This is a genomic window from Veillonella sp. CHU594, from assembly GCF_003992265.1.
Taxonomy (GTDB): domain Bacteria; phylum Bacillota; class Negativicutes; order Veillonellales; family Veillonellaceae; genus F0422.
Map to the genome: position 1 here is coordinate 230,789 of NZ_RQVB01000003.1, position 22,825 is coordinate 253,613.

32 protein-coding genes are annotated in these 22,825 nt (G+C 37.1%); 5 read left to right on the forward strand and 27 right to left on the reverse strand.

Annotated elements, in window-relative coordinates:
• Nucleotides 1-137 precede the first annotated feature (137 nt).
• From EO111_RS02935 to EO111_RS02990, 12 genes are all read right to left on the reverse strand, one after another.
• Nucleotides 138-572 carry a hypothetical protein gene (locus tag EO111_RS02935; protein ID WP_127010646.1) on the reverse strand — a complete coding sequence of 145 codons (435 nt, stop codon included), beginning with the start codon at nt 570-572 and terminating at the stop codon, nt 138-140.
• Between the two features lie 18 nt (nt 573-590).
• Nucleotides 591-785 carry a Lar family restriction alleviation protein gene (locus EO111_RS02940; RefSeq protein ID WP_127010648.1) on the reverse strand — a complete coding sequence of 65 codons (195 nt, stop codon included), beginning with the start codon at nt 783-785 and terminating at the stop codon, nt 591-593.
• Entirely contained in the window at nt 763-1,056 is a 294-nt protein-coding gene (locus EO111_RS02945; RefSeq protein ID WP_127010650.1) for a hypothetical protein, read from the reverse strand. The genes EO111_RS02940 and EO111_RS02945 overlap by 23 nt, the downstream gene beginning before the upstream one ends.
• A gap of 29 nt (nt 1,057-1,085) precedes the next feature.
• Entirely contained in the window at nt 1,086-1,535 is a 450-nt protein-coding gene (locus tag EO111_RS02950; RefSeq protein WP_127010652.1) for a hypothetical protein, read from the reverse strand.
• Between the two features lie 74 nt (nt 1,536-1,609).
• Nucleotides 1,610-2,305, reverse strand: coding sequence for a dUTP diphosphatase (dut, locus tag EO111_RS08340; RefSeq protein WP_206168934.1), 696 nt, complete (start codon nt 2,303-2,305; stop codon nt 1,610-1,612).
• Nucleotides 2,306-2,385: 80 nt separating this feature from the next.
• Nucleotides 2,386-2,769, reverse strand: coding sequence for a DUF5651 domain-containing protein (locus tag EO111_RS02960; protein WP_127010654.1), 384 nt, complete (start codon nt 2,767-2,769; stop codon nt 2,386-2,388).
• A gap of 85 nt (nt 2,770-2,854) precedes the next feature.
• Nucleotides 2,855-3,043: a hypothetical protein gene (locus EO111_RS02965; RefSeq protein ID WP_127010655.1), complete on the reverse strand. Its 189-nt coding sequence runs from the start codon at nt 3,041-3,043 to the stop codon at nt 2,855-2,857.
• A gap of 12 nt (nt 3,044-3,055) precedes the next feature.
• A complete protein-coding gene (locus EO111_RS02970) occupies nt 3,056-3,424 on the reverse strand; it encodes a single-stranded DNA-binding protein (protein ID WP_164727598.1) in 369 nt (122 codons plus the stop codon).
• A gap of 11 nt (nt 3,425-3,435) precedes the next feature.
• A complete protein-coding gene (locus tag EO111_RS02975) occupies nt 3,436-4,227 on the reverse strand; it encodes a hypothetical protein (protein ID WP_127010659.1) in 792 nt (263 codons plus the stop codon).
• Between the two features lie 210 nt (nt 4,228-4,437).
• Nucleotides 4,438-4,659, reverse strand: a complete 222-nt coding sequence (locus tag EO111_RS08305; RefSeq protein WP_164727599.1) for an HNH endonuclease — start codon at nt 4,657-4,659, stop codon at nt 4,438-4,440.
• Nucleotides 4,660-4,792: 133 nt separating this feature from the next.
• Nucleotides 4,793-5,119 (reverse strand): hypothetical protein, encoded by a 327-nt coding sequence (locus tag EO111_RS02985; RefSeq protein WP_127010663.1) that lies wholly within the window; start codon nt 5,117-5,119, stop codon nt 4,793-4,795.
• A 107-nt stretch (nt 5,120-5,226) separates the two neighbouring features.
• Nucleotides 5,227-5,604 carry a hypothetical protein gene (locus tag EO111_RS02990; RefSeq protein ID WP_164727600.1) on the reverse strand — a complete coding sequence of 126 codons (378 nt, stop codon included), beginning with the start codon at nt 5,602-5,604 and terminating at the stop codon, nt 5,227-5,229.
• Between the two features lie 48 nt (nt 5,605-5,652).
• Between EO111_RS02990 and EO111_RS02995 the strand changes: the two genes are divergently transcribed.
• Nucleotides 5,653-6,345, forward strand: coding sequence for a hypothetical protein (locus EO111_RS02995; RefSeq protein ID WP_127010667.1), 693 nt, complete (start codon nt 5,653-5,655; stop codon nt 6,343-6,345).
• Between the two features lie 325 nt (nt 6,346-6,670).
• Here the strand turns inward: EO111_RS02995 and EO111_RS03000 are convergent, their stop codons facing one another.
• The 4 genes from EO111_RS03000 to EO111_RS03015 form a co-directional block, all read right to left on the reverse strand.
• Nucleotides 6,671-7,003: a hypothetical protein gene (locus EO111_RS03000; RefSeq protein WP_127010669.1), complete on the reverse strand. Its 333-nt coding sequence runs from the start codon at nt 7,001-7,003 to the stop codon at nt 6,671-6,673.
• Nucleotides 7,004-7,048: 45 nt separating this feature from the next.
• The gene (locus EO111_RS03005) at nt 7,049-7,267 is read right to left on the reverse strand and encodes a hypothetical protein (RefSeq protein WP_127010671.1); all 219 of its coding nucleotides are present in this window, start codon (nt 7,265-7,267) and stop codon (nt 7,049-7,051) included.
• 15 nt (nt 7,268-7,282) lie between these two features.
• Entirely contained in the window at nt 7,283-7,465 is a 183-nt protein-coding gene (locus EO111_RS08450; RefSeq protein ID WP_127010673.1) for a helix-turn-helix transcriptional regulator, read from the reverse strand.
• Between the two features lie 893 nt (nt 7,466-8,358).
• Nucleotides 8,359-8,577, reverse strand: coding sequence for a DUF739 family protein (locus tag EO111_RS03015; RefSeq protein ID WP_127010675.1), 219 nt, complete (start codon nt 8,575-8,577; stop codon nt 8,359-8,361).
• 200 nt (nt 8,578-8,777) lie between these two features.
• On the opposite strand from EO111_RS03015, the gene EO111_RS03020 reads away from it, so the two are divergent.
• From EO111_RS03020 to EO111_RS03035, 4 genes are all read left to right on the forward strand, one after another.
• Entirely contained in the window at nt 8,778-9,200 is a 423-nt protein-coding gene (locus tag EO111_RS03020) for a helix-turn-helix domain-containing protein (RefSeq protein WP_127010677.1), read from the forward strand.
• Nucleotides 9,201-9,350: 150 nt separating this feature from the next.
• Entirely contained in the window at nt 9,351-10,931 is a 1,581-nt protein-coding gene (locus EO111_RS03025) for an ATP-dependent endonuclease (protein ID WP_127010678.1), read from the forward strand.
• A gap of 65 nt (nt 10,932-10,996) precedes the next feature.
• Nucleotides 10,997-11,881 carry a DNA adenine methylase gene (locus tag EO111_RS03030; protein WP_127010680.1) on the forward strand — a complete coding sequence of 295 codons (885 nt, stop codon included), beginning with the start codon at nt 10,997-10,999 and terminating at the stop codon, nt 11,879-11,881.
• A gap of 300 nt (nt 11,882-12,181) precedes the next feature.
• Nucleotides 12,182-13,255 (forward strand): tyrosine-type recombinase/integrase, encoded by a 1,074-nt coding sequence (locus EO111_RS03035; protein WP_127010682.1) that lies wholly within the window; start codon nt 12,182-12,184, stop codon nt 13,253-13,255.
• 385 nt (nt 13,256-13,640) lie between these two features.
• On the opposite strand, the gene EO111_RS03040 is transcribed toward EO111_RS03035, so the two are convergent.
• From EO111_RS03040 to trpB, 11 genes are all read right to left on the reverse strand, one after another.
• Nucleotides 13,641-14,147, reverse strand: coding sequence for an ImmA/IrrE family metallo-endopeptidase (locus tag EO111_RS03040; RefSeq protein WP_127010683.1), 507 nt, complete (start codon nt 14,145-14,147; stop codon nt 13,641-13,643).
• A gap of 12 nt (nt 14,148-14,159) precedes the next feature.
• Nucleotides 14,160-14,510 (reverse strand): helix-turn-helix transcriptional regulator, encoded by a 351-nt coding sequence (locus EO111_RS03045; protein ID WP_127010685.1) that lies wholly within the window; start codon nt 14,508-14,510, stop codon nt 14,160-14,162.
• Nucleotides 14,511-14,952: 442 nt separating this feature from the next.
• Nucleotides 14,953-15,681 (reverse strand): YebC/PmpR family DNA-binding transcriptional regulator, encoded by a 729-nt coding sequence (locus EO111_RS03050; protein ID WP_127010687.1) that lies wholly within the window; start codon nt 15,679-15,681, stop codon nt 14,953-14,955.
• A 9-nt stretch (nt 15,682-15,690) separates the two neighbouring features.
• On the reverse strand, nt 15,691-16,263 hold the full coding sequence (locus tag EO111_RS03055) for an RNA methyltransferase (RefSeq protein WP_009352767.1): 573 nt from the start codon (nt 16,261-16,263) through the stop codon (nt 15,691-15,693).
• Entirely contained in the window at nt 16,264-17,094 is an 831-nt protein-coding gene (gene trmD / locus EO111_RS03060; protein WP_127010689.1) for a tRNA (guanosine(37)-N1)-methyltransferase TrmD, read from the reverse strand.
• 107 nt (nt 17,095-17,201) lie between these two features.
• Complete coding sequence (locus tag EO111_RS03065; RefSeq protein ID WP_127010690.1) at nt 17,202-17,624, reverse strand: PaaI family thioesterase; 423 nt, start codon at nt 17,622-17,624, stop codon at nt 17,202-17,204.
• 1 nt (nt 17,625) lies between these two features.
• Nucleotides 17,626-19,230 carry an o-succinylbenzoate--CoA ligase gene (gene menE, locus EO111_RS03070; protein WP_127010692.1) on the reverse strand — a complete coding sequence of 535 codons (1,605 nt, stop codon included), beginning with the start codon at nt 19,228-19,230 and terminating at the stop codon, nt 17,626-17,628.
• An 11-nt stretch (nt 19,231-19,241) separates the two neighbouring features.
• Complete coding sequence (gene menB, locus EO111_RS03075; RefSeq protein ID WP_009352753.1) at nt 19,242-20,084, reverse strand: 1,4-dihydroxy-2-naphthoyl-CoA synthase; 843 nt, start codon at nt 20,082-20,084, stop codon at nt 19,242-19,244.
• Between the two features lie 81 nt (nt 20,085-20,165).
• On the reverse strand, nt 20,166-20,585 hold the full coding sequence (locus EO111_RS03080) for a HutP family protein (protein ID WP_009352769.1): 420 nt from the start codon (nt 20,583-20,585) through the stop codon (nt 20,166-20,168).
• Nucleotides 20,586-20,851: 266 nt separating this feature from the next.
• On the reverse strand, nt 20,852-21,637 hold the full coding sequence (gene trpA / locus EO111_RS03085) for a tryptophan synthase subunit alpha (RefSeq protein WP_127010693.1): 786 nt from the start codon (nt 21,635-21,637) through the stop codon (nt 20,852-20,854).
• Entirely contained in the window at nt 21,630-22,823 is a 1,194-nt protein-coding gene (gene trpB / locus EO111_RS03090; protein ID WP_127010695.1) for a tryptophan synthase subunit beta, read from the reverse strand. Before trpB ends, trpA begins: the two co-directional genes overlap by 8 nt.
• Nucleotides 22,824-22,825: the final 2 nt, after the last annotated feature.

Sequence of the window (22,825 nt, forward strand, 5' to 3'; positions counted from 1 at the left end):
AAAAAAGCACATTCTTTAAAGACTATGTGCTAAAAGTCTTGGCTTTTTGTGTATCTATTAGTATGTAATGAGCGCCTTATGTAGGTTATACCCATCACATACTATTAATATATCACACTTTTTTTCGATTTTGTCGCCTACTTTTTTGATATTTTTAACACTCGATGTTCTACCATGTACAACGACATAATTTGCAACAATTCATTAATTGCTGCATAGTATACATCTCTTGTTAAACCCATTGCAACCATACAGTTAATAGACCGTTGTTTCCCATAATACTTGCGTTCACATAGTTCTCTTAGTACTACATTTAATTCACATTCACAAGACTCAACCGCTTCTACTACTCGTTCTGGATAATCAATATGTATTCTTGCCTTACCGTCAACAATATACACCTCTCGTAGGGGCGTTATATTTGACACCGCTTCTTGTCCCGTAGGGTCTTGTATCCATCCACCTCCAGCTTTCTTTTTTACTGGATCTAACCTAGCTTGTAAAACAGCACGTTTTATATCTTGGTAGTGATACAAATACCACTCTACTTGCTTTTTTAGTTTTATATGCATTGAATCACCACCTTATTGTTATCTACTATTCCAAGCCTTTGCCGTAGCTAAATACTGTGGCTTATCTTCAAAGGATACGGTAGCACCACAAACATCACATACCACCATATTATGTCGTACTCCCGTGCCTACGCCAATCACTGTGCGCACCTCTGGGTTCCGACAAAATGGACATGGTGCCAACTCATTTTTATAGTTTGCCTTTTTCTTCATAGGTTCTCCTAGGTGATTCACTCTTAAGCCTTGCTTCACGAAATTTCTTTTGTTTTTCTAGCATGCAAAGTCTTTCTTCCTCTGACATACGCCCATGATAAACATCTACACAAGGCTCCTCACTTAGTAAATTATAGGCAGACGCCCTTTGTTGCGATACTCTACTTGCCCTTTCCTTCACGGCACGATTCGTCTTAGCACAGTTTGTACAATAGATTTGTCTAGCAGAACCATCAAAGAGTTTTTCACAGCGCTTACATCGTTTTATCATCCTAGCATATCCCTTTCGCTATTCAATGATTATTTGCTTTCAAAGAGTTGCTCTTGTGCCCTTCTGCCCTGTATATATGATTTGGTTTCATTGAGCATTTTGTTCACTAGTGTAAGCTCCTTTTCATCAAGTTCTATCCAGTCGGTAACGTATTTAAGGCTAGATTCTTTTGTAATTGCAGTTCCGCTAAATCTAACATCACTTGGTATTTGAGTTATTTTTCCACCAACAACCGCTTCCATATATTTGATTTCTAGACGTTTTACAATCAACATGACACCAAGAAATATATAGTCTCCTCGTTCTGATCTCATATGACTATTTACAATGCTTACCAATGCTTTCCAAGCGTTATAAAATGACTCTCGTCCATCTTCTCGTGCCGTCATAGAGTATACAGACTTTCCACCTGTATCATTTTCTTTTACATAATCAAATGTTTTTGTGCTACCAACTACAGCTATTTTACGAATGAGCATTGCATCACCTCCTTATAGCCTTAGTTTATTTCAGGATATTGTTTCTAATTTCATACACCTGTGGTTATCTATATTTATTTTCCAGTCGAACCAAATCCTTTATCTCCTCGATCTGTATCAGATAATTCTTCTACTTCAACAAGATTAATTTTTGGTGTAGCTACTAAATAGCCTTGCGCAATTCTGTCACCTTTATTAATTTGGTAAGGAATCATGCCTTTGGTTTCATCATTGACATAAATGGCTGCCACTTCTCCACGATAATCCGAATCAATAACCCCCATCGAATTAGGCATACGTAATGGTGTATCCACCCCCATAGAGCTACGTGGTACTAATTGCAATACATATCCTACTGGCACCTCTAATGCTACGCCTAAACCAATTCTATACGTACGCTCTTCCCACACAGTGACATCTTCTGCTGCATAGAAATCTAATGCGCCACTTCCTTCCGTTCCATAGGTAGGTAATATGGCATCCTTATGTACACGTTTTACCTTCATAAACATCCCATTAGCTGTAGGTGCTGTTTCTTTATTTTCTGTGTTTAGCACAGGTTGTGACGGAGTATCCGCTTCCACAGTATGTGCTTCTACCGTTGTGGTTTCTTCTGCTTTTGGTGGTTCTACTGTTGGCGGTTCTTCTGTTGGTGGTTGTACATTGCCTACTTCCTCCGCTTTATGTTCTTCTGCATGTGTCTCTTCTGTATGGGTTTCTTCCACTTTATTTTCTTCTACACCTGGTTGCATTGTATTTTCTAATTCCATGATTAATCTCCTTGTCCATAACAATAGTAATTTAAAAGTACCACGGTAACTTTAACTTGTATCCATAGCGTCCCCTCCTCTTAGCACTCTACTTTATAAGGACATCGCCCACTAGGACACGTCTCATCGAACACAGGTACCTCCACATAAATCATGGCTACCCGTAGTTCACAATTCTCTATATCGTTCCCTTCCTTTGTGCAGGATAGGCAACTACCTTGTAGGGCATGTTCTGCTAAGGTACTTAGGTATCCCTCTTGCTCTCGGATTTCCGCATCATCAATAGTCCCTTTCTGAACAATTTCTATGTCGTACCGCCCTATAGCCCTTACGATTTCTCGTTTTGCATCTTCATCTAATCCATCAACTAAATTGATCATCAACTTATGCGCTAGGGTGGCACACATATTCGCCATTTTTTTGTTTTCTTTTTCTAAATGCAGTGGCTCTATAATATCTCTCATAACCCTACTTATAAATGCTACGGTGGTAAAGTTCTGCTTGTTTTTAGCATTAAAATATCTTAGTGTGCCTGCATTAGGATTTATCTTAGGTTCTTGCTTTATAGGCTTTACATTTTGTGCACCGATTAGCATTCACAATGTACCCCTTTCCCTCTATATATAAATTTATATTTCGTTCTGGACATTCACGTGTAGTAAATACTCCACCAGTTTTAGTAACGATATTGGCATGCTTACATGTTCTTGCTTTCTTATACTCCTTGGGTCTTCCCATGCTGACTCCTTTCTAAAACGGAATTTCCTCATCTTTTTTGGTAAAAGCATCATAGTGGCTGCCTACATCTTTTTGCTTTACCAATTGTATTCCCACCCGTTCTGCGATTACTTCTGTGATGTATCGTTTCTCTCCATTTTTTTCATAGGATCTAGTTTGTACACTACCTACCACAATCACAGGCTGCCCTTTTTGTATAATCCCTACTTCTTCCGCATAGGTCCATGCCACGACATTATGAAAGGAACTAATTTCCTTATCCTCTGAAATACGTTTATTCGTAGCTATCGAAAATAAACACACTGCCTTACCTGTTTTCGTGTACCGTAGTTCTGCATCTTTCACTGCATAGCCTACAAGTACGATTTGATTGTTTTCCATACTAACCTCCTTTATGTACAACATCGTTCCATATAAACTTTATTTCTAGGTGTATTCAACTCTTTTGTTTTCCACCACTTTTGATTACTCTTCGGTTCCTCAATCTTTATGAGACGATAAAATCGATAGGGATATCCAGCTAAACTTACTCCCTCTACAATGCTATCTGTCTCTACATAGTATCCTTTCGGTGGAATGATGACTTCTGCCCAGGTATTTGCTTGTAATCGCTCTTTTTTTACTTTTGGTTTCTCCAAGTTTTGGCTAGATACCCATTTACGTTTAAAACCAGTAGCCTCTAACTTACGATCACTTTCCTTAACAAAATAGCTTGCAATCCGAACCGCATCACGCCACTCACCTTGATAAGCTTCTTTTTTAGAATATCCGTGAGGCCATAACCCCTTTAATTCTTTCACCGTCATATCTTGTATTCGATTCACCAGAATATGAAAGTGTATCCTACGTTCTCCTTCGCAAGTGTAGATATACTTCAACGGTTGTCCTAGCTTTGCATACCTTCTACGCAGCTTTTTGATGAACAATGTAATATCTTTTTTTGCTTGTTTCAAAGTGGGTTTTATTTCATAGGTGAGAGTAATATAAAAATCTTCTTCATGAAAATTGATATCTATTAACATACGCAACTGTGCTTCTGCATTCTTTTGATTCTGCAATGCCATTTGCAGTGGTGTAATCTTTTCTTTCTTTTGTCGTACACTTTGTTTTTTATACGTTCTTCCTGTATGGTAATCTGTAACTTCACACATTGTTTTTCCGTATACTTTTTTTCGATATCTCATTAGTACCTCATATGGTCGAAAAAATAATATACATATCTAGTCAATACAAGGCCTTTCAGCCTTTTATTTTAGTCCTAATATCTATATCATTTTTCTTTGAAAATCTACTATTTCTCTGTATTTCTTCTACCATATGTGGTATACTATAAATAAGGTTGTATCTACATATGGATATATGAGACCACTTAGTTCCCGCTAAGTGGTCTTTTTTTATGCACTTCGTTCTGCTACCTTTTTCTTTAATACTTTCTTGATGGCTTTGGACTCTGGACCATGCACTACTGCATGATGGCAATACCAACATACACAACATAAATTATCTAAGTCATTTGTTCCACCATTTGAACGAGGTTCTATATGATGAATCTCTTGCGCAGGAGCACCACAAATTATGCAGCTGTGGTGATCTCTCGCCTTTACCAGGTCTCTCATCTTATTTAACTCATATTCATATTGGTTTCTCTTTTTACTCCTACTTTTTAAAGGGGTACGTTTTAATTGTGATGTTCCCCTGGATAAACTAGTTTTTGCTCGCAATGGTGTTTTTCTTTGTAATGGGGTTCTCTTAAGCATTCCATTCACGTCCAATCTGTCCTTCGACAATTCGTAACTCCAACTTCTTAATGTTAATCGCCTCATCTACAGAACGATATAATACTCTTGCCTTATCACGTTCCATTCGTAACTGACTAACAGACACATCCCCAACGACTAATTCTCGAATCAATGAAACGGCTGTCTTTTTATCTCGCTCTTCTTCGATTTTTCTCGCCTTGGCCAACTTATAGGCACGTTCCGTTTCTGCTAACTTGATACCCCGTTCTTTCAATAAAGCTAACGCTGTATTCAGTTCACTTCGTAATTGGTGTAATTCTTGCATTAAATCTTGCATGTGCTCGCTCCTTGAGATGTTTTTGATGACATTCCTTACATACTTTAATAACTTTTCCATCCTCACGAATATATAACCCACCTTTGTAGGTGATATCCAAACCGCACTTAATGCATTTCATTTTCTTCATGTTCTGCCACCTCTTTTGTAATAGCTTCATAATATTGATTTTTAACAGGATATCGCTTTTCAATGTGAATCTCTTCCGCCACAATATAAACAACCTTAATCCCTTGCAATAGCACAGCTTCTCGTTCCTCGTAGTGTTCTGCTATGCGCATGTATGTAAGTGCTACACCTATTACAATCCACATTAATAAGGACATATAGATATACTGTTCATTACGAGGATCAACCACCCAACAGATTACAGGACAACTACCTGCTATTAACAATGCAATTTTTAATAAGGTGTTATCTCTTATATCGACTAACCAAAGGTACTGGTTGCCTATCCATTTCATTACTGCCTTTATAGTTTCCATTTTTCTTTTCCTTTCTGTGATATACTAAATTAAAAGGAGTGTGATTATATGTCTAAAATTACTGTTATTTTCCCTAACTCTATCCCTAAAAAGGTAATAGCACCTGATCCCAAGATTTGCCCTTGCTGTAACTATGGGATTCAACCTCAAAATTTATTTATTTCTGATGTAGAGTATATTAAAGATATCTATTCGTTTATCGTTGTACATCAATGCCCAAACTGTTCTAAATACTTCATTACTGAGTACACACAACACGATGCATATGTCCATGGTATTGATTTTCCAAAATTTGGAGCTAGACCTTATACACCGCCTTTTAAAATATCTATTCCTAATGAAAGCCGTTTGTTAAATATATCCGACACATTTTTAAAAGTGTATAAGCAATCTTTAATTGCTGAGCATCATGGACTCCATCACCTAGTTGGCATGGGGTTACGTAAAGCATTAGAGTACCTGTTACAGGATTACTTAGCTATTATCTTTCCAAATGATGTCGTAAAAATTAAAAATTCCACTTTATCTCAAAACATTAAATTAATACCAAATGAAAATCTTAGAGCTCTCGCTACTGCTTCTACTTGGCTAGGTAATGATCATGTTCATACCTCTATAAAATGGCCTGACAAGGATATTTCAGATTTAAAGGCTTTTATAGATGCTCTCACTTATTCTTTACTAACTGAGCTTTCCATACACTCTGCCAAAGAAATGATATCTCGTAATTCATCTAACTGATCAACCTTGTATACCATTCTCCCTTCTTCCCAATATTCGACAACTGTACGATTAGGGAAGAAGGGATTATTATTTTCTAGGTAAGTTAACTTGGTGATTAATACTCTTTCGGCTTTTACGAATGTCTTTGTATCTTCGTCTTGTTCAGTGTATGTCTCAATATTTTTCATAGGTGCACCTCCATTGCCCCATGGATGTTTTTAGATAACGACATCTTTCACAATGCTCCATACATATAATGTTATCCACCTGGCTACAATGCACATAGGCTCTAGTTTGTTTATCCCTTTCATCGCATATAGTACATATAGCCTTTTTTCTTTTTTTAATCATTGCCAAGTAATTGTTTTAGATACGATTGCGATGGCATAATTCCATCTGGTGTAACTAGGACAATCGTACGCTCACGTCCAATATCATCTCCACGTAAATATGCTAATAACCGTGGTTTGATGACTGAGTATGTATGTGTGTTCGTTTCCCGATTGTGGATCACCTCTACATACGGTAAATCCCCTGATTTACCACCAGCCATCAATCTTGCTTTCGTATACCCTAAGGCAACCGCTGCCACATCGAGTGGTGCAATATCTGGCAATAACTCTACACGATCCATTACATTGTCTAAGGCTTTTAACCTGGTCATTAAATCATCCATGCTAGACTCCTTTCATCCTAAATAACTGCTTTACTTAGACAAAACTTAGAAAATCTCTAATGTGATTTTTATAGGACCTTTTACTATTTCTGAACACTCCAATTCATATCGAAGAGGAGTGTTCTTTTTTAGTTTCTCCTTATGCAATATATTTTTTGGACATAAGCTAGTTGATTCAAATTCTTTTTCTTCTGTTTGACTATTAAATCTAATACTTCCTATCCAGTTTCCATCTGTCTGGTATCTTATTATTTTTCTTGCCATATAGTCTCCACCTCTCTACAGCAACTCATCTATAGTACATTGAAGGTAATCAGCTACTGCCTTTACATTATTCAATTTGGGGTCCGATACTCTCCAGTGGGATATGCTCCCTACGGAAAGTTTTACAGCTCGTTCCAGCTTGGCAATACTAACGCCTTTTTCCTTACATTTCTTCTTAATATTTTCATAAATTTTCATGGTCTCCCTACCTCTTTAAGCTGAATATATTCATTGACTTTCAAAACCATATCTTCTATAATCAAAGTAATCACAAAACCTTTTTTAACTGAAAGGAAGTGGTTCTTATGAGCCAATTTTTGATGATTGCCTGTGCCTTTTAATATCCGAGCTCGCTTTGGCTTAAAAGCGGTCGTCCTAGCGGCCTAAGGAAGATTAACTCCCATAGCAACGGTCTTTTCAACCGTTTGTTTGTCACAGCTCTAATAGATCGCAGCGTCTAGTATATATCGTCTATTTCATGCGGTGACCGCAATGCAAGAGGTAGGCAAACCCCTATTGGCAATATAGTTTTGACTTGTTTGAGGGAAGTGTGATTCTGTAAATGTATAAAACCCAAAACTACATCCGTTAAGCAGCTAAGAGTATTTAATGCTCTTGGCTGTTTTTCATTTTCTCTATCTTAATTACAATCCTTTTACAACGTACATCTTTTTTGCTGAAAGTATTCATTGACTTATAGGCATTTCAGTGCCTATAATCAAACTAAATATATTTTCCTACTATAGCCCCATTGCGGGGACGGAAACCTATAATCAAACTAAATATATTCTCCAGCTATAACCCCATTACGGGGACTGAAACATCATATGTACAATATTAAAAGCAGCACGACTTACTTTAGAACAATCTCCCCATTGCGGGGACTGAAACTTACTTCGTACCGACCTAGATTGGAGTGTTCCATCTTCTTTAGAATTACTTCCCCATTGCGGGGACGGAAACTGTAATATACATATTACTCACTCTCTTTCTTCTTTATAATGACTCCCCAGTGTGGGGACTGAAACCCATCTTCCATCTTGTGAAAGTCCGCTTCAAACATTTAATCTATCTATAATTTGTTTTGTTATCTAAACATTTTTATTAAAAAAATACTCCCAAACATCAATTTGTGGAATGTCTAGAGCTAACATAGCTTTATTAATTTCTTCTTGTTTGAATTGTAACTCAGAATTTAGTCTTTTATATAAAGATGTTCTTTTGATGCCTATAATATCAGCAAACTTCTCTCTATCAATTCCTAGTTCTGTCAGTCTTCCTAATAGCTTAGAATAGTTGTATCTTCCCATAATTTCCTCCTTAATCTTAATTAATAAAATTTGTTTTATTTTCTAAACATATTCTACCTTTTATTTTTTTATGTGTCAATAGTTTTTTTGGATTTCTAAACATTATGTTCTGAAATATCAAAAAATAGTTGCGTTATCTAAACATGATGTTTATAATTATAAATATAATTTGTGATTTATATTATTAAGAGGTATTACACATGTCTAAGATTGTTGCAACTTTCAGTGAACGTCTAAAGGAAAGTTTAAAACTAAAAAATATTAAGGCTATAGAACTCGCTCAACTATCAGGTATATCTAGGGGCGCTATCAGTTCGTATCTATCAGGTCGTTGGAAAGCAAAACAAGATAATATATATCTTCTTGCAAAAGCACTTAATGTAAATGAAGCATGGCTCATGGGCTATGATGTTCCTATGGAATCCGTACGTCCACAAAATAATTATTCTACCGCTTCTCAATCTCCTGATTATATAGGTGAGCCTAATCATATAGAACCGAAGCCTATCACATACTCCCCTCAACAACAAATTCTACTTGCTGAGACCGCTTCATTTACTGATGAACAATATGATAAGCTATTTGACTATATTAACTTCCTCAAACTTTCTAAATCTTCTTGATGATATTGGAATGATAAAAAGAAGTCCTAGATCTCATCCAGGACTTCTCTGAGGAACAACTTTCTAAGTTGGTAGAGTATATTTTATTTTTAAAGTCATTATAAGCATTCCATCCTTTTGCTTGTTTTATATATATTATGGAGTTATTCTATGAAAATTACTAAATTAGATATTCATTCATTTCGATTATTTAAAGATGTTTCTCTAACCTTAGGATCTAGAATCACAGTTATTACTGGTACTAATGCCGTTGGTAAATCTACTATACTTGGGTTATTAGGAAATTCCAGTGAGTTAAAGAAAAAAGAAGGAGCACCCATTCTAAAACCTCGATTCCGTTGTGAGTTTAGTGAAATTTTTAAAATGTCACAAGAGTTTGACAAAAAAGAGCCAAAGGTTGCAACTGTTACCTTTGATACTGGTAAGGAACTCTACTATCGTATATCTTGGCAAAAAAATAAAGATAAAGATACCAATCGAGGTCGTTTAATCCCTAACTCTGAGGTAGATGGCTCAAAAAGCAGCGCTAAGAATAAATGGCCTGTCTTATATTTAGGCTTAACCCGCCTTTACCCTTTAGGTGAGGCTATTCTTTCTACCAATAAAAATAAGCCATTTAAAATATCTGAGGACTTATTAAATACATACTCTAACATTTTATCTCTACATGAAACGATTGAATATACCAACGAAGTTCATCTAACAGATATTCAAAAAAAGGTTTCTTTTGGAGTTAATACCTCGACCTATAATTACATCTCTAACTCTGCAGGTCAAGATAATTTAGCTCAAATTTTGTTAGCAGTAGAATCATTTGCAAAACTAAAGGAAAAACAAGGTGATGATTACCAAGGTGGTTTACTACTAATTGATGAACTTGACGCTGCTCTACACCCTTCTGCACAAGTTAAACTTTTCAAATATTTATATGATATTTCTAAGAAACTATCGTTACAAATTGTATTTACCACACACAGCATTACATTACTAGAACACGCTATTAAAAAACGTGATGAAAGTTATCATAGTAATGCAACGGAATCAACTATTCTAGTTCATTATTTTTCACGGGCTAATCATGAAATATCCCCAAAACACTATGGCTCACCAGATATTGATAAAATACGTGACCTATTAACTGAATCTATCTCTATGGTTTCTAAACCTAAGGTGAAAATTATCTCAGAAGATGCTGAAGCTCGTTGGCTAATAAAAGAGCTTATACCTGATGAGTATATTTCTAAAATAGATTTACTTGATACAACTGTTGGTAGTAATGAAGTTATATCACTAGCCAAGTGTGATAGAAGCTTTTTCAATAATAGAGTGATTATTATTGATGGAGATATTAGAAATGAATCATCTAAAGTTAATGAAATTAACTCTTTAAATGCTCAAAAGTCTCATATTCTGATATTACCAACGTCAACCTCCATCGAAAAGGGCCTATTGGATTTTCTATTAAGTGATTCAACAAACATAGCGAATTACTATGAAAATGAATATGCTGATAGATACAATATTACAAAAAATGCAATCATCAACAAAGCAGAAGAACTCGAACATCTATGCACTAGAAGAACTGATCGCGAGGTATATAAGGAATGGTTTAATGAATATATCGACATATTCAGAGAAACACACCTGATAGAATATTGGAAACTAGAACACCAAGAGGAAGTCAATACATTTATTGCCGAGTTTACTCAAGCTGTAGATGAGTTATATTAGTATGCTTTTTATATATTGGCCAACACAACTAGTTCTGAGTTATCCTTAGATAAGGAGGTGAAATTATGTCACATACAAAATCTATTTTACGGTACCCAGGTGGTAAATCTAGTCTCTCTAAGTTCGTATCTCATCTATTAACAATTAATCATCTAGATAAAGGAATTTATTGTGAACCGTTTTCTGGTGGAGCAGGAATTTCAATAGACCTTCTCCTTTCCGATACAGTAAAATCTATCATCCTAAATGATTTAGACATCAGTATTTTCTCTGTTTGGAATGCTGTACTGAATGAAACTGAACACTTAATTGATTCTATTATCAATACACCTGTGACAATTGAGGAATGGCACAAGCAACGAGAAATCTACTTACAACATTGCAATGATGCAAATTATAGCTTTGAACTTGCTTACGCTACTTTCTTTTTAAATCGTACTAATAGAGCTGGTATTATTACTGGTGGTCCTATTGGTGGTCTAAAACAGACTTCAAAATATTCTATCGACTGTCGCTTTACAAAGCAGACTTTAATAAAAAAAATATCTCAAATCGCTAGCAAAAAAGATAAAATCCATCTATACAATTTTGATGCCTCTGAGCTTCTAACTTCTGTTATTAGACATATACCTCCTAATGAACTATTTGTATTCTTTGATCCACCTTATTATAGGCAAGGTAAAAACCTTTATAAAAACTCTTTTACTCATCAAGATCACGTATCGTTATATCAGACCATCCGAAGCTTCGATGAGTATAATTGGATAACAACATATGATAAAACTGATGAGATATATGAAATTTATAAGGATCTTCCAACTTTTACATATTCATTACAATATTCTGCTAATGTGACCAGGCTAGAAAAAGAGTATTTGTTTACTAGTCCTAACTTAGCAGTTGAATCATATAAAAATATTCAATTATATCCAGTTAATAATGCTTTTTAAATATTCATTCTTAGCTTTCTAATAATTGTTTAAAAGTTGTATCATATACCATAACACTTATTGACGAGTAACTTTTCATTAAGTATACTTTTACTAGGGAAAACGTACTGACCTTACGAGCGAAGTACACCACTCGTCAACTTAAGGGTTGGCGAGTTTTTTTGTTACTATCTATTGATATATTTTATAGACCTATATATAATAGAGACAAGATAAGTGCAATCATCCCTCAGGGGACCTGTATGGAAAATAACCTTCTCTATTATATAGAGAGGGTTATTTTTTTACAGGAGTTATGTTATGGCAATGAAACGCGCAAACGGAACTGGTTCCGTTTATAAGATGAAACATAAGAAATTACGTAAGCCATATCGTGCTATGGTGTATATTGGCCAAGATAGCAAAGGCAAAAATATTCGTAAAACAATTGGTACCTTTGCTACACAAAAGGAAGCCTACGATGCCATCGCTAATTATGTCTACGATCCTATGAAAGTGCATCGTGATACAGTTCCCTTCTATCAATGTTGGGACTGGATGTTACTAGAAAAGGAACGCCAGGGTGTAGATATTAAAAAAGGAAAGTTTGAAGCTGTGAAACCGAAACTTTCAAGTATATGGTCCATGCCTATCAAAGACATTCGATTAATTCACCTACAGAACATCATTGATCAATATAAGCATTTAGGGCGTTCTTCCCATGATGCTATTTATAAAGCTATCAATGGTGCTTTCAAAGAAGCTATTAAGAATGATATTATCACAAAGAACTATGCCCTAGATATTACACTTCCTCCTGCCATTAAATCAAACATACATAAACCCTTTACTCCAGAGGAGATTACCATATTATGGCAGCATACAGATGATATTCTCGTACGGGTCGTATTAATCTATATCTATACGGGGATGAGACCTGTTGAGCTCTACCAGGTGAGACTAGAGAATGTAAATCTAAAGGAACAATATGTAATTGGTGGTTCAAAAACAGCTGCTGGTAAAGATCGTATGATTCCTTTAGCTGATTGTATTATGCCATTTGTAAAAGAGATTTACAGCAAAGCACATTTCTCACGTTCAGACACATTACTTCCCCCTAAATTAATCCCTACACGTCTATCAAGGCCTATAGAGCGTTTATGTGAATCTTTAGGACTATCTAAACATAAACCACACGACACACGTCATACGTTCATCACTCTGGCACGCAATGCCGATATGGATATCTATATCCTAAAATCCATTGTAGGCCATACACACAATGGCGATGTAACCAGTGATGTATATACCCATAAGACAAGAAAACAATTCTTAGATGCCGTCAATGCATTACCTGTAACGTTTACTGAAGAAATGATGAGTATGGCGAAATAGAAAAAGAGCCACTGCAAAACTGCGGTGGCTCTTTGATATTAGTATAACTGTTGTCAGATGGATAGTTTACTGTTTCATGATGTGCCTCAACTTATCTTAAGAGGCTTATTTTTTCTTGGATGGGACCCAAAAACGCCAACATGTATAGCCGTAATCACTAGCTACCATAAGCTTGCCCCATCGATTTGTATAACTTTTACAACAAATCCACATGGATCGCTCCTTTCTGGGCTGTTGCAAAATCGTTATGTAAATGCTAAAATGAAATTGCTTATATTTATTTTAGTCTGACACATTTACGTTCAGATTTCGGAATCCAATATAGATTCCACTGCACAGCCCCAAGTAATCAGCCACTTGGTGGCTGTTTTTTTATTCTAAACATTTATTTCCTCCTCTTCTTTTGAACTGAAGCCGCCTCTATACTCACGCCATATGCTACTGATATATCTAATATATCCATATGTTTAATATATTGAAATGGCGCTAATAATTCTCCTGCAAATGCATTTGCTTGCCACTCTGGATCCAAATATGGTGGAATCGTACCTTCACCTCTTGCAAGTGTAATTTCTTCTTTTCGATGCAGTATTATATGTCCTAATTCATGTGCCATTGTAAGTCTGTCTCGACCACATCCTTCACAGGCTCTATTGTAAACATCTTCTCGTATTCGTATTATATTGTGTTCTAATATAGATTCTCCGTGTATATGCCCCATTTCTTTAATTGGAACTACTTCAAATTCTACTCCCCACGAAGTAATCTGATGTTCAAGTACTTTTACGATATCAACATATTCATCTGCTGAAATACCCAATAGCATTCTTATATTACTACACATTACACGAATATCATTTAATGTTAGAGATTTTACAATTAAGCCTGCCATATATTACATCACCTACTCTTCCAAAATTTGGCGTATTTTCTCAAGCTGCTCATCACTCAACTGTTCAAATTGTCTTGCTAAAGATAAAACTACAGTTTTCTGAGATTGATTTGCTGTGTTTAGATTAATTTCTACATTCTTTTTAATACTATCTTCTGCATCCAATAAACTATCTGCCATAAAGTCATCTAATTTATATTTCGCAACAATAGTTTTTGTCATATTAATAGGAATCTGCCGCTTTCCATTTTCAATTGATGATAAATAAGCTGCTGTAATTTCTAACTTACTAGCCATATCTTTCAATATTTCATCATGGTCTATCCTTATTTTCCTTAATAGCTTTCCGTACTCTGTAACCATAAATAGCACCCCTTACAACTAAACACATCTATAAGTATTTTTAACTTATGTGTTAATTATAATTCGTCATTTGTTAATTGTCAAATATTTATATTTGTGATATTACTAAAAAAGAGCACAGCCTTTATAGCTGTGCTCTTTTCCTTAATGCTCATTGAGTAAATTTTTGAAAGTTTACCTATCAATATAGAAATAAATACCGCTAAAATTCTTTACATCACAAATAATCTAATTACCAGGAGTCATTAAAATAAACCTCCAATAATTAGATATGTAAATTTAAACATTCTTTATATTCATTCTATTTACTGTAATACCATTCATATGAAAAGGTTGTGCAACGGTTGTGCAACCGTTTTATTTTTTGCCATTTTTAAGGCACAATTGATAAAAGTAGCACTCTCAAAAATCCTTACAGAGTGCTACTTCATCGCATTTCCAACTACTCTATATTGAGAATTGAATTATGGTACACATCTTGTACATCGTCTAAGTCTTCCAACATGTCTAGTACTCGTTGCATATTCACTGCATCATCACCCGTTAATTCCATATTTGTATCTGGAACCATTGTGATTTGTGCCATGTCTGTAGCGATGGATGCTTCTGCTAGGGCAGCTTCTACGGCATCGTAATCATCTGGCAATGTGTAGATAACGAATACATCGTCTTCTACTTTGATGTCTTCAGCGCCAGCGTCAAGAGCCAATAATGTCAATGTTTCTTCATCATTGCCTTCTTGGGGAATCACGAATACACCTTTGCGTTTAAACATCCAGTTAACGGAGCCACTTTCACCTAGGTTGCCACCACGTTTGGAAAAGGCATGACGCACATCAGCTGCTGCACGGTTACGGTTATCTGTCATCACTTCTACAAGTATGGCAGCACCGCCTGGGCCGTATCCTTCATAGGTAATTTCTTCGTAGTTGTTCGCATCCCCTGCACCGGCACCTTTATCGATGGCACGTTGAATATTATCCTTAGGAATGTTATTTTCACGAGCTTTTTGTAGCGCCAATTTCAAGCGCATATTACCGGTTGGATCTGTACCACCAGCTTTCACAGCTACTGTGATTTCACGACTAATTTTTGTGGTAATTTTTGCTTTTAACGCATCATTTTTACCTTTTCTATGTTTAATATTTGACCATTTAGAATGTCCTGACATTGTGTCCTCCTATTTATTCCACCACGCTTCGCCTCGCAAGCGGTCTAATATAATTGATACGGCACTACGAACTGAAAGGTGATTGTACTCACCATGTCCATAGATGGGTTCTAAGATATAATCGAAATCTTCCATTGTTTCTTTCGTCATACCATACCCCGTTCCAAATAATACTACCACAGGACGGCTCTCACTTTCAAGTGATTTACGGAGCGATGCATAGGTAATGGTATTATCATAGGTTCGTGCATCCGTAGTACACACGATTGGCGTCTGTCCTTCTAATTCCGTCACCATATCGATGGCTTGTCGAATGGAATTAACAAGTTCCACATGTTTAAAAGCATCTTTTCTATCCGGATTATAAGTACTGCCAAATCCCGTTTTCCAATGACTCATTACAGTTTCTGCCAATTCACGTTGGCTAGGTACATTGTGAATGATGAAATACCGTTCCACATCGTAAGTTGTAGATGCTCTGGCAATATCATGGATATCGTAGTTCGTGATGGCCGTCGTGATCACCTCACCATGTTTATTCATAATGGGATAATGAACGAGGCCGATATATAAATTCGCCATTTATTTCCTCTTTTCCTCTGTGAAAGTAGACTGTTCTATCAATTTTGAAAGTACTTGTTGTTCCTCTTCAGAATCCACTCTATCTAGTACCCTTTTCAACGCCTTAATTTCATCTACAGTTAATTCTCGTTGCAACAAATCATTTCTCAGTAAAGCAGTCCGTTTCAATGACTCTTCTAATCGCCACTGCTCAATATTTTTATGATGACCACTCAGCAATATATCAGGTACTACCATACCTCTGTATTCCTGTGGTTTAGTGTATTGCGGACACTCAAGAACAGGATGATAAAAGGAATCTTCTATAGCCCCTGAAGTAGCACCTAAAACGCCAGGGATCATGCGAGCCACTGCATCGGCTACCACCATAGCTGGTAATTCACCGCCCGTCAACACATAGTCACCGATAGATATAATTTCGTCCACCAAATGTTCTTCCACTCGATAATCTACGCCTTCGTAGTGTCCACAGACAACAACAAGCTGATCATAGGTGGCCAATTCCCTTGCTTTTTCTTGTGTAAATGGTCTCCCTGTAGGTCCCATAAACACAACATGGCGTTTGTGACTCTCCTTTGTACAACGATGTTCTTCTATGGGAATCTGCAACACATGCTCTACAGCCTCAAAGAGAGGAGGTGCTTTCATGAGCATGCCAGCGCCACCTCCATAAGGAGTATCGTCCACTTGACCATGCTTGCTATGAGAAAATTCTCGTGGATTTGTCACTTTCATTTCTAATCGATTTGCCTGTAAGGCACGTTTGATGATGGAATGTGTAAAAAAGGCATCAAAAAATTCTGGAAATAGCGATATAATATCTATTTTCATGGACTATGCACCTCCTTTCTATATATCCTACAAACAACTATTTACCAGTCAAGGTAAGTCTTATCTTGCACATGTATCATAACTATCGGGATTGCTAGGTGCTCTAACTATATATTTATAATACTATTTGTCACCGTCATATGAGATAATAATCGATCTGTTTCATCAAAGATATTAATCATCCATACATGATTTCGACCACCTTTGTGTAATAATTGACCACGTGCTACCACATATCCTTCACATCGTTTCGGTTTCACATGATTAGCTGTTATCGATTGACCTACAGCTACTTTTTGTTCAGACGAATCTAAGTCCACGCTTTTATTGCTCGATGTTGATTCTTGTGCCAATATAGCATTAGATGCCATGCCTGCTAATGCTTCTCCATAGGCTAAATACACGCCACCGTTAACGAATCCAAAGGGTTGTGCATGAAACGATGAAAGCTTCATAGTACTTTGAAAGGCCTGTTCAGTACAGTGAAATGTCTCTATCTGTAATTGTTCTAATAAAGAGGTTTCCTTCATACTATGTCCTTTCTACTGTGTGAATCAAGTCTTGTCGCAATATTTTCCCCATACTATTTTTCGGTAATGCATCAAAATATATCATTCGTTTCGGTACTTTATACTTCGCTAAACGACTGAGTAGATATTGTGATATATCTTCTTCGGAACGATTTGTTACTACGCACAACACTGGCACTTGTCCCCACTTAGGATCTGACACCGGGATGACTGCACATTCTAAAATACCGTCCATTCCGTATAAGACATCCTCGATTTCCTTAGGATAAATATTTTCTCCACCAGAAATGATAATATCTTTCCTACGATTGAGAAGAAATAAAAATCCATCTTCATCTACGTAACCAATGTCATCTGTATTAAAAGCTCCTTTAATAGGTTCTTTATTAAGGTATCCTTTCATCAGCATCGGGGATGAAAGCCACACTTCTCCTACTCCTTCTTCATCGGGATTTCGAATTTCAATGGTAACACCCTGTAAAGGATATCCCACAGAGGCTAATTTATTCGGATACTCCTGTATACTAAAGGTAGTACTTTGAGCAAAAGTTTCTGACATGCCGTATGTCTTATAGACGGGTAAATTTCGTTGTACGCACTCTTGTAAGAGTGGCATAGGAATAAACTCGCCACCTAGTAAGATAGCCCGTAAAGTTGGTGCTTGTATCCGTTCTACTATGCGTTGTAATACTGTAGGCACCAAAGATACCATGGTGACTTCATCTGTTTTCAATGCCTCTAGTACGACTTGTTCCGAGAACTTTTCACGAATCGTCGCTCTTGTGCCATTGTACAAGGTACGCAAAATAATAGATAAGCCGCTGACATGGAACATAGGGAGCACCACAAGCCAATTGTCATCTTTCTCCACGCCAAGCACATTGGCAGAAGCTTTCACATGAGCCTTAATCTGTGACCACCGCACAGGGACTGATTTGAATTTGCCTGTTGTAGCACTGGTATTAATGATGCAAAATACTTTTTCATCAGATGGATTCCAGTTTAGATTACTCTCACAATCTGTAGAATCTTCAACATCACCCAGCTGATTACATCTATTTCTAAAAGAGTCCAAACTAGGGTTTTCTTCATCATCTATTTTGATAGATGCATATTTTACACCAGTAGTACTTTCATTCCTAACATCTCCGTCATCATGCAAAGGAGAAATAGCATTGAAATCAGTGTCTATGCATGTAGAAAAGTACAAATACTGTCGGTTCACTTGACTATGGCTATGCTCATAAGTAGAAACATCTGTGATCTCTATGTCACAGGCTCCCTTCTGTGTACGCAATATCTGTGTTATTTTTTCTGACATCAATAAGGTGCGAACTCCCGTACTTTCCATCTGTTCTGTCACTTCTCGTTCAGTCAGATTCGTATTCAGCAACACTGTTTCTATACCCAATGCAGATAGAGCAAATAGGTGTATCGCCATGGATACTGAATTTTCAGCCCATAAAGCAATACGACTCTCCCCTCGAAGATGAGGAGCGAGTCGTTTTGCTGTAGCTATTGTTAGAGTAAACACATCACCATAAGAATATTTATTTAAGAAAAGCCTATCTCTATGGGTGTGTGCTCGTTCATATAACCACTTCATAGCCTAATCCATTAAGGGAATTTAGGGAACTGTTTGAAATTAGGTTTACGTTTTTCTTTAAATGCATCGCGACCTTCTTTACCTTCATCAGTTGTATAGAACAATAAAGTCGCATCCCCTGCAAATTGTTGTAACCCAGCTAAACCATCTGTATCCGCATTGAAGGAAGCTTTCAAGAAACGAAGTGCCATTGGAGATAATTGAAGAATTTCTTCACACCATTTTACTGTTTCTGCTTCTAATTGATCAAATGGCACTACTGTATTCACAAGACCCATATCTAAGGCTTCTTTTGCAGAATATTGACGGCATAAGAACCAGATTTCACGAGCTTTTTTATGGCCTACTAAACGCGCTAAGTATCCAGCGCCATAACCAGCATCAAAGGAACCTACACGAGGACCTGTTTGACCGAATTTTGCATTTTCAGAGGCAATAGAAAGGTCGCATACGATGTGTAATACATGACCACCACCAATAGCAAAACCATTAACCATAGCAATAACAGGTTTTGGAGTAATACGGATTAAATGTTGTAAATCTAACACGTTTAGACGAGGAATCTTGTCATCCCCAACATAACCGCCATCTCCACGTACACGTTGGTCACCACCAGAACAGAATGCTTCTTTATCTTCTCCTTGACCATGATTAGCACCAGTCAAGATGATAACGCCCACTTCTGCATCTTCACGAGCAATGGTAAACGCATCGATTAATTCCATCACTGTTTTGGGACGGAATGCATTACGCACTTCTGGACGATTAATTGTAATTTTAGCAATCCCATTATATGTTTCATAAATTACATCTTCATAATTACGATCTAATACTTTCCAATCGAATTGACTCATAGTTACCTCCAAAATGATTAGCTATTGTCTATACACTCTAAAGAATATTATATCAAATCTAGTAATAAATTTATAGCACTTCTACAGATTTGGTACAGCACGATGTGCCATAGCCACAGCAATTTCGTCTAAATGCAATACACCTACGCCCAAATAAATCGCTACACTTAGATGTTCTTGGCTTCGTGCAATACCTACTTTTCCTCCTACATTAAGGCCTACACATTTATTTTTAAGTTGTTCTAAGGCTTGTGCCGTAGCACCTACTACAGCACCTTTGCTAACATGATTATCAAGAATCAACTCTTGTCGCTCCGCAGCTACTACGGCCCGTTCAATAATTTTAGGAATAATCTCTGTGAAAGGTCCTCCAAAATCTACAGCACAGCTACGAATCCCAAGAGATTCAAATTCTTTCCGCAATGTCATCTCTTCAGCTCGGCTTTCAGAAATGGCAACATGTAATGCAGCTCGCCCAACACCAATACTCGTTTTTTCCATACCCTATGTCTCCTCTTAAGAATTATTCTATTCTTAAGTATATCGTATATTGATGTATGTTACCATAACATTTTTATGAACTACATACTATATTCTTTAAACATACATGAAGAAGCAATTAACTCTCTTACATATAAAACAGCTGCACAAGATATACTTCTTGCACAGCTATTCAAGAGGCATCGTAAATAAGAGAATAGGATATAAAGGATACTATCACCAAGTAAGTCTGTCATACATAGGAGTTACCTTAGAATACATTACTATTAGTTACCCACAGCTTCTACCATAGAACGAACGTACTGATATAGTTCTTCTTCACCATTAGCGCCCCATTCACCAATTTGTTTCACAATGGCACTGCCTACGATGGCTCCGTCAGATACTGCGGCCATCGCCTTTGCTTGTTCCGGCGTGGAAATACCAAAGCCAACGGCTACAGGAACATCTGTGTATTGGCGAATCTGTTGTACGATGCTAGCAATATCTGTTTTGATATCACTGCGCATACCTGTTACACCAAGAGATGACACACAATACACAAAGCCTTCTGCTTGACTAGCAATCTCCTCAATTCGTTGCTCTGAAGTAGGTGCAATTAATGAAATGACAGCAATGCCATGAGTTTTTGCTTGGTGGGCTAGTTCTTGTTTTTCTTCCAACGGACAATCTGGCACAATGACACCTTGGATACCCACTTCTTCACAGCGTGTCATAAAGCTTTCAACACCATACACATAGATAGGGTTCAGATAGGTCATGAACACAAGTGGTATGGTCAACGGCTCTGTACCGGTGCGCGAACGTTTTACCATATCAAAGATATCATCTGTTGTAATACCTGTGGATAGAGCGCGCTCACTGGCATCTTGAATGACAGGGCCTTCTGCTACAGGGTCTGAAAAAGGAATGCCAATTTCAATCAAACTGGCCCCCGCCTTCGCCATAGTACGAATGTATTTCTCTGTAGTAGCAATCCCTTGGTCACCAGCTGTAATGAAAGGGATAAATGCTTTCTTGCTGAAAGCCTCTGCTATTGTTATCTTATTCATGTAAGTTCACCCCTCTGTATCTCGCCATAGCTGCTACGTCCTTATCACCACGTCCAGATAAGCAAATGATGATACTTTCATCAGGACCTAACGTAGGTGCCAATCGCATAGCATGGGCTACGGCATGAGCACTTTCAATAGCTGGAATAATGCCCTCCATACGAGACAGATATTCAAAAGCATCCACTGCCTCATCGTCTGTTATGGGCACATATTGAGCACGGCCACTGTCATGTAAATAGGCATGCTCTGGACCTATTCCTGGATAATCTAAACCTGCTGAAATAGAAAATACAGGTGCGATTTGTCCATAGGAATTTTGACAGAAGTAAGATTTCATACCATGGAAAATACCTACTGTACCTTTTGTCATAGTCGCCGCATGTTCTTCTGTATTGATACCTTTGCCAGCCGCTTCACAACCGATGAGTTGTACACCTTCATCCGGAATGAAGTGATAGAACATACCAATGGCATTACTACCGCCACCAACACAAGCTAATACGGCAACAGGTAATTTACCTTCTTTTTCTAAAATTTGAGCTCTTGCTTCCCGACTGATAATGGACTGAAAGTCACGTACCATCATAGGGAACGGATGAGCCCCCATAACAGATCCTAACACATAGTGGGTGTCTGCCATTCGATTGGTCCATTCTCGCATCGTTTCAGATACAGCATCTTTCAGAGTACCTGTTCCAGAAGTAACCGGATGCACCTTAGCACCTAATAGTTCCATCCGGTATACATTTAAAGCTTGTCTCTCACAGTCTTCTTGGCCCATGAAAATTTCACATTCCATGCCCATTAACGCCGCCACTGTAGCAGTGGCTACACCATGTTGACCGGCACCCGTTTCTGCAATCACTCTCGTTTTACCCATTCGCTTAGCCAATAACATTTGACCTAACACATTATTTAATTTGTGGGACCCTGTATGATTTAAGTCTTCCCGTTTTAAGTAAATTTTAGCTCCTCCCAAATCTTTTGTCATTTGTTCTGCAAAATATAGTAGGGACGGACGTCCGGTATAGGACACATGTAAATCTTCTAATTCTTTAATAAATTCAGGATCATTTTTATACATTTCATAGGCTGCTTCCAGTTCAATGATGGCATTCATTAGTGTTTCTGGCATGAATTGTCCACCAAATTCACCAAAATAGCCATGGCGATGTGTTGTCATAG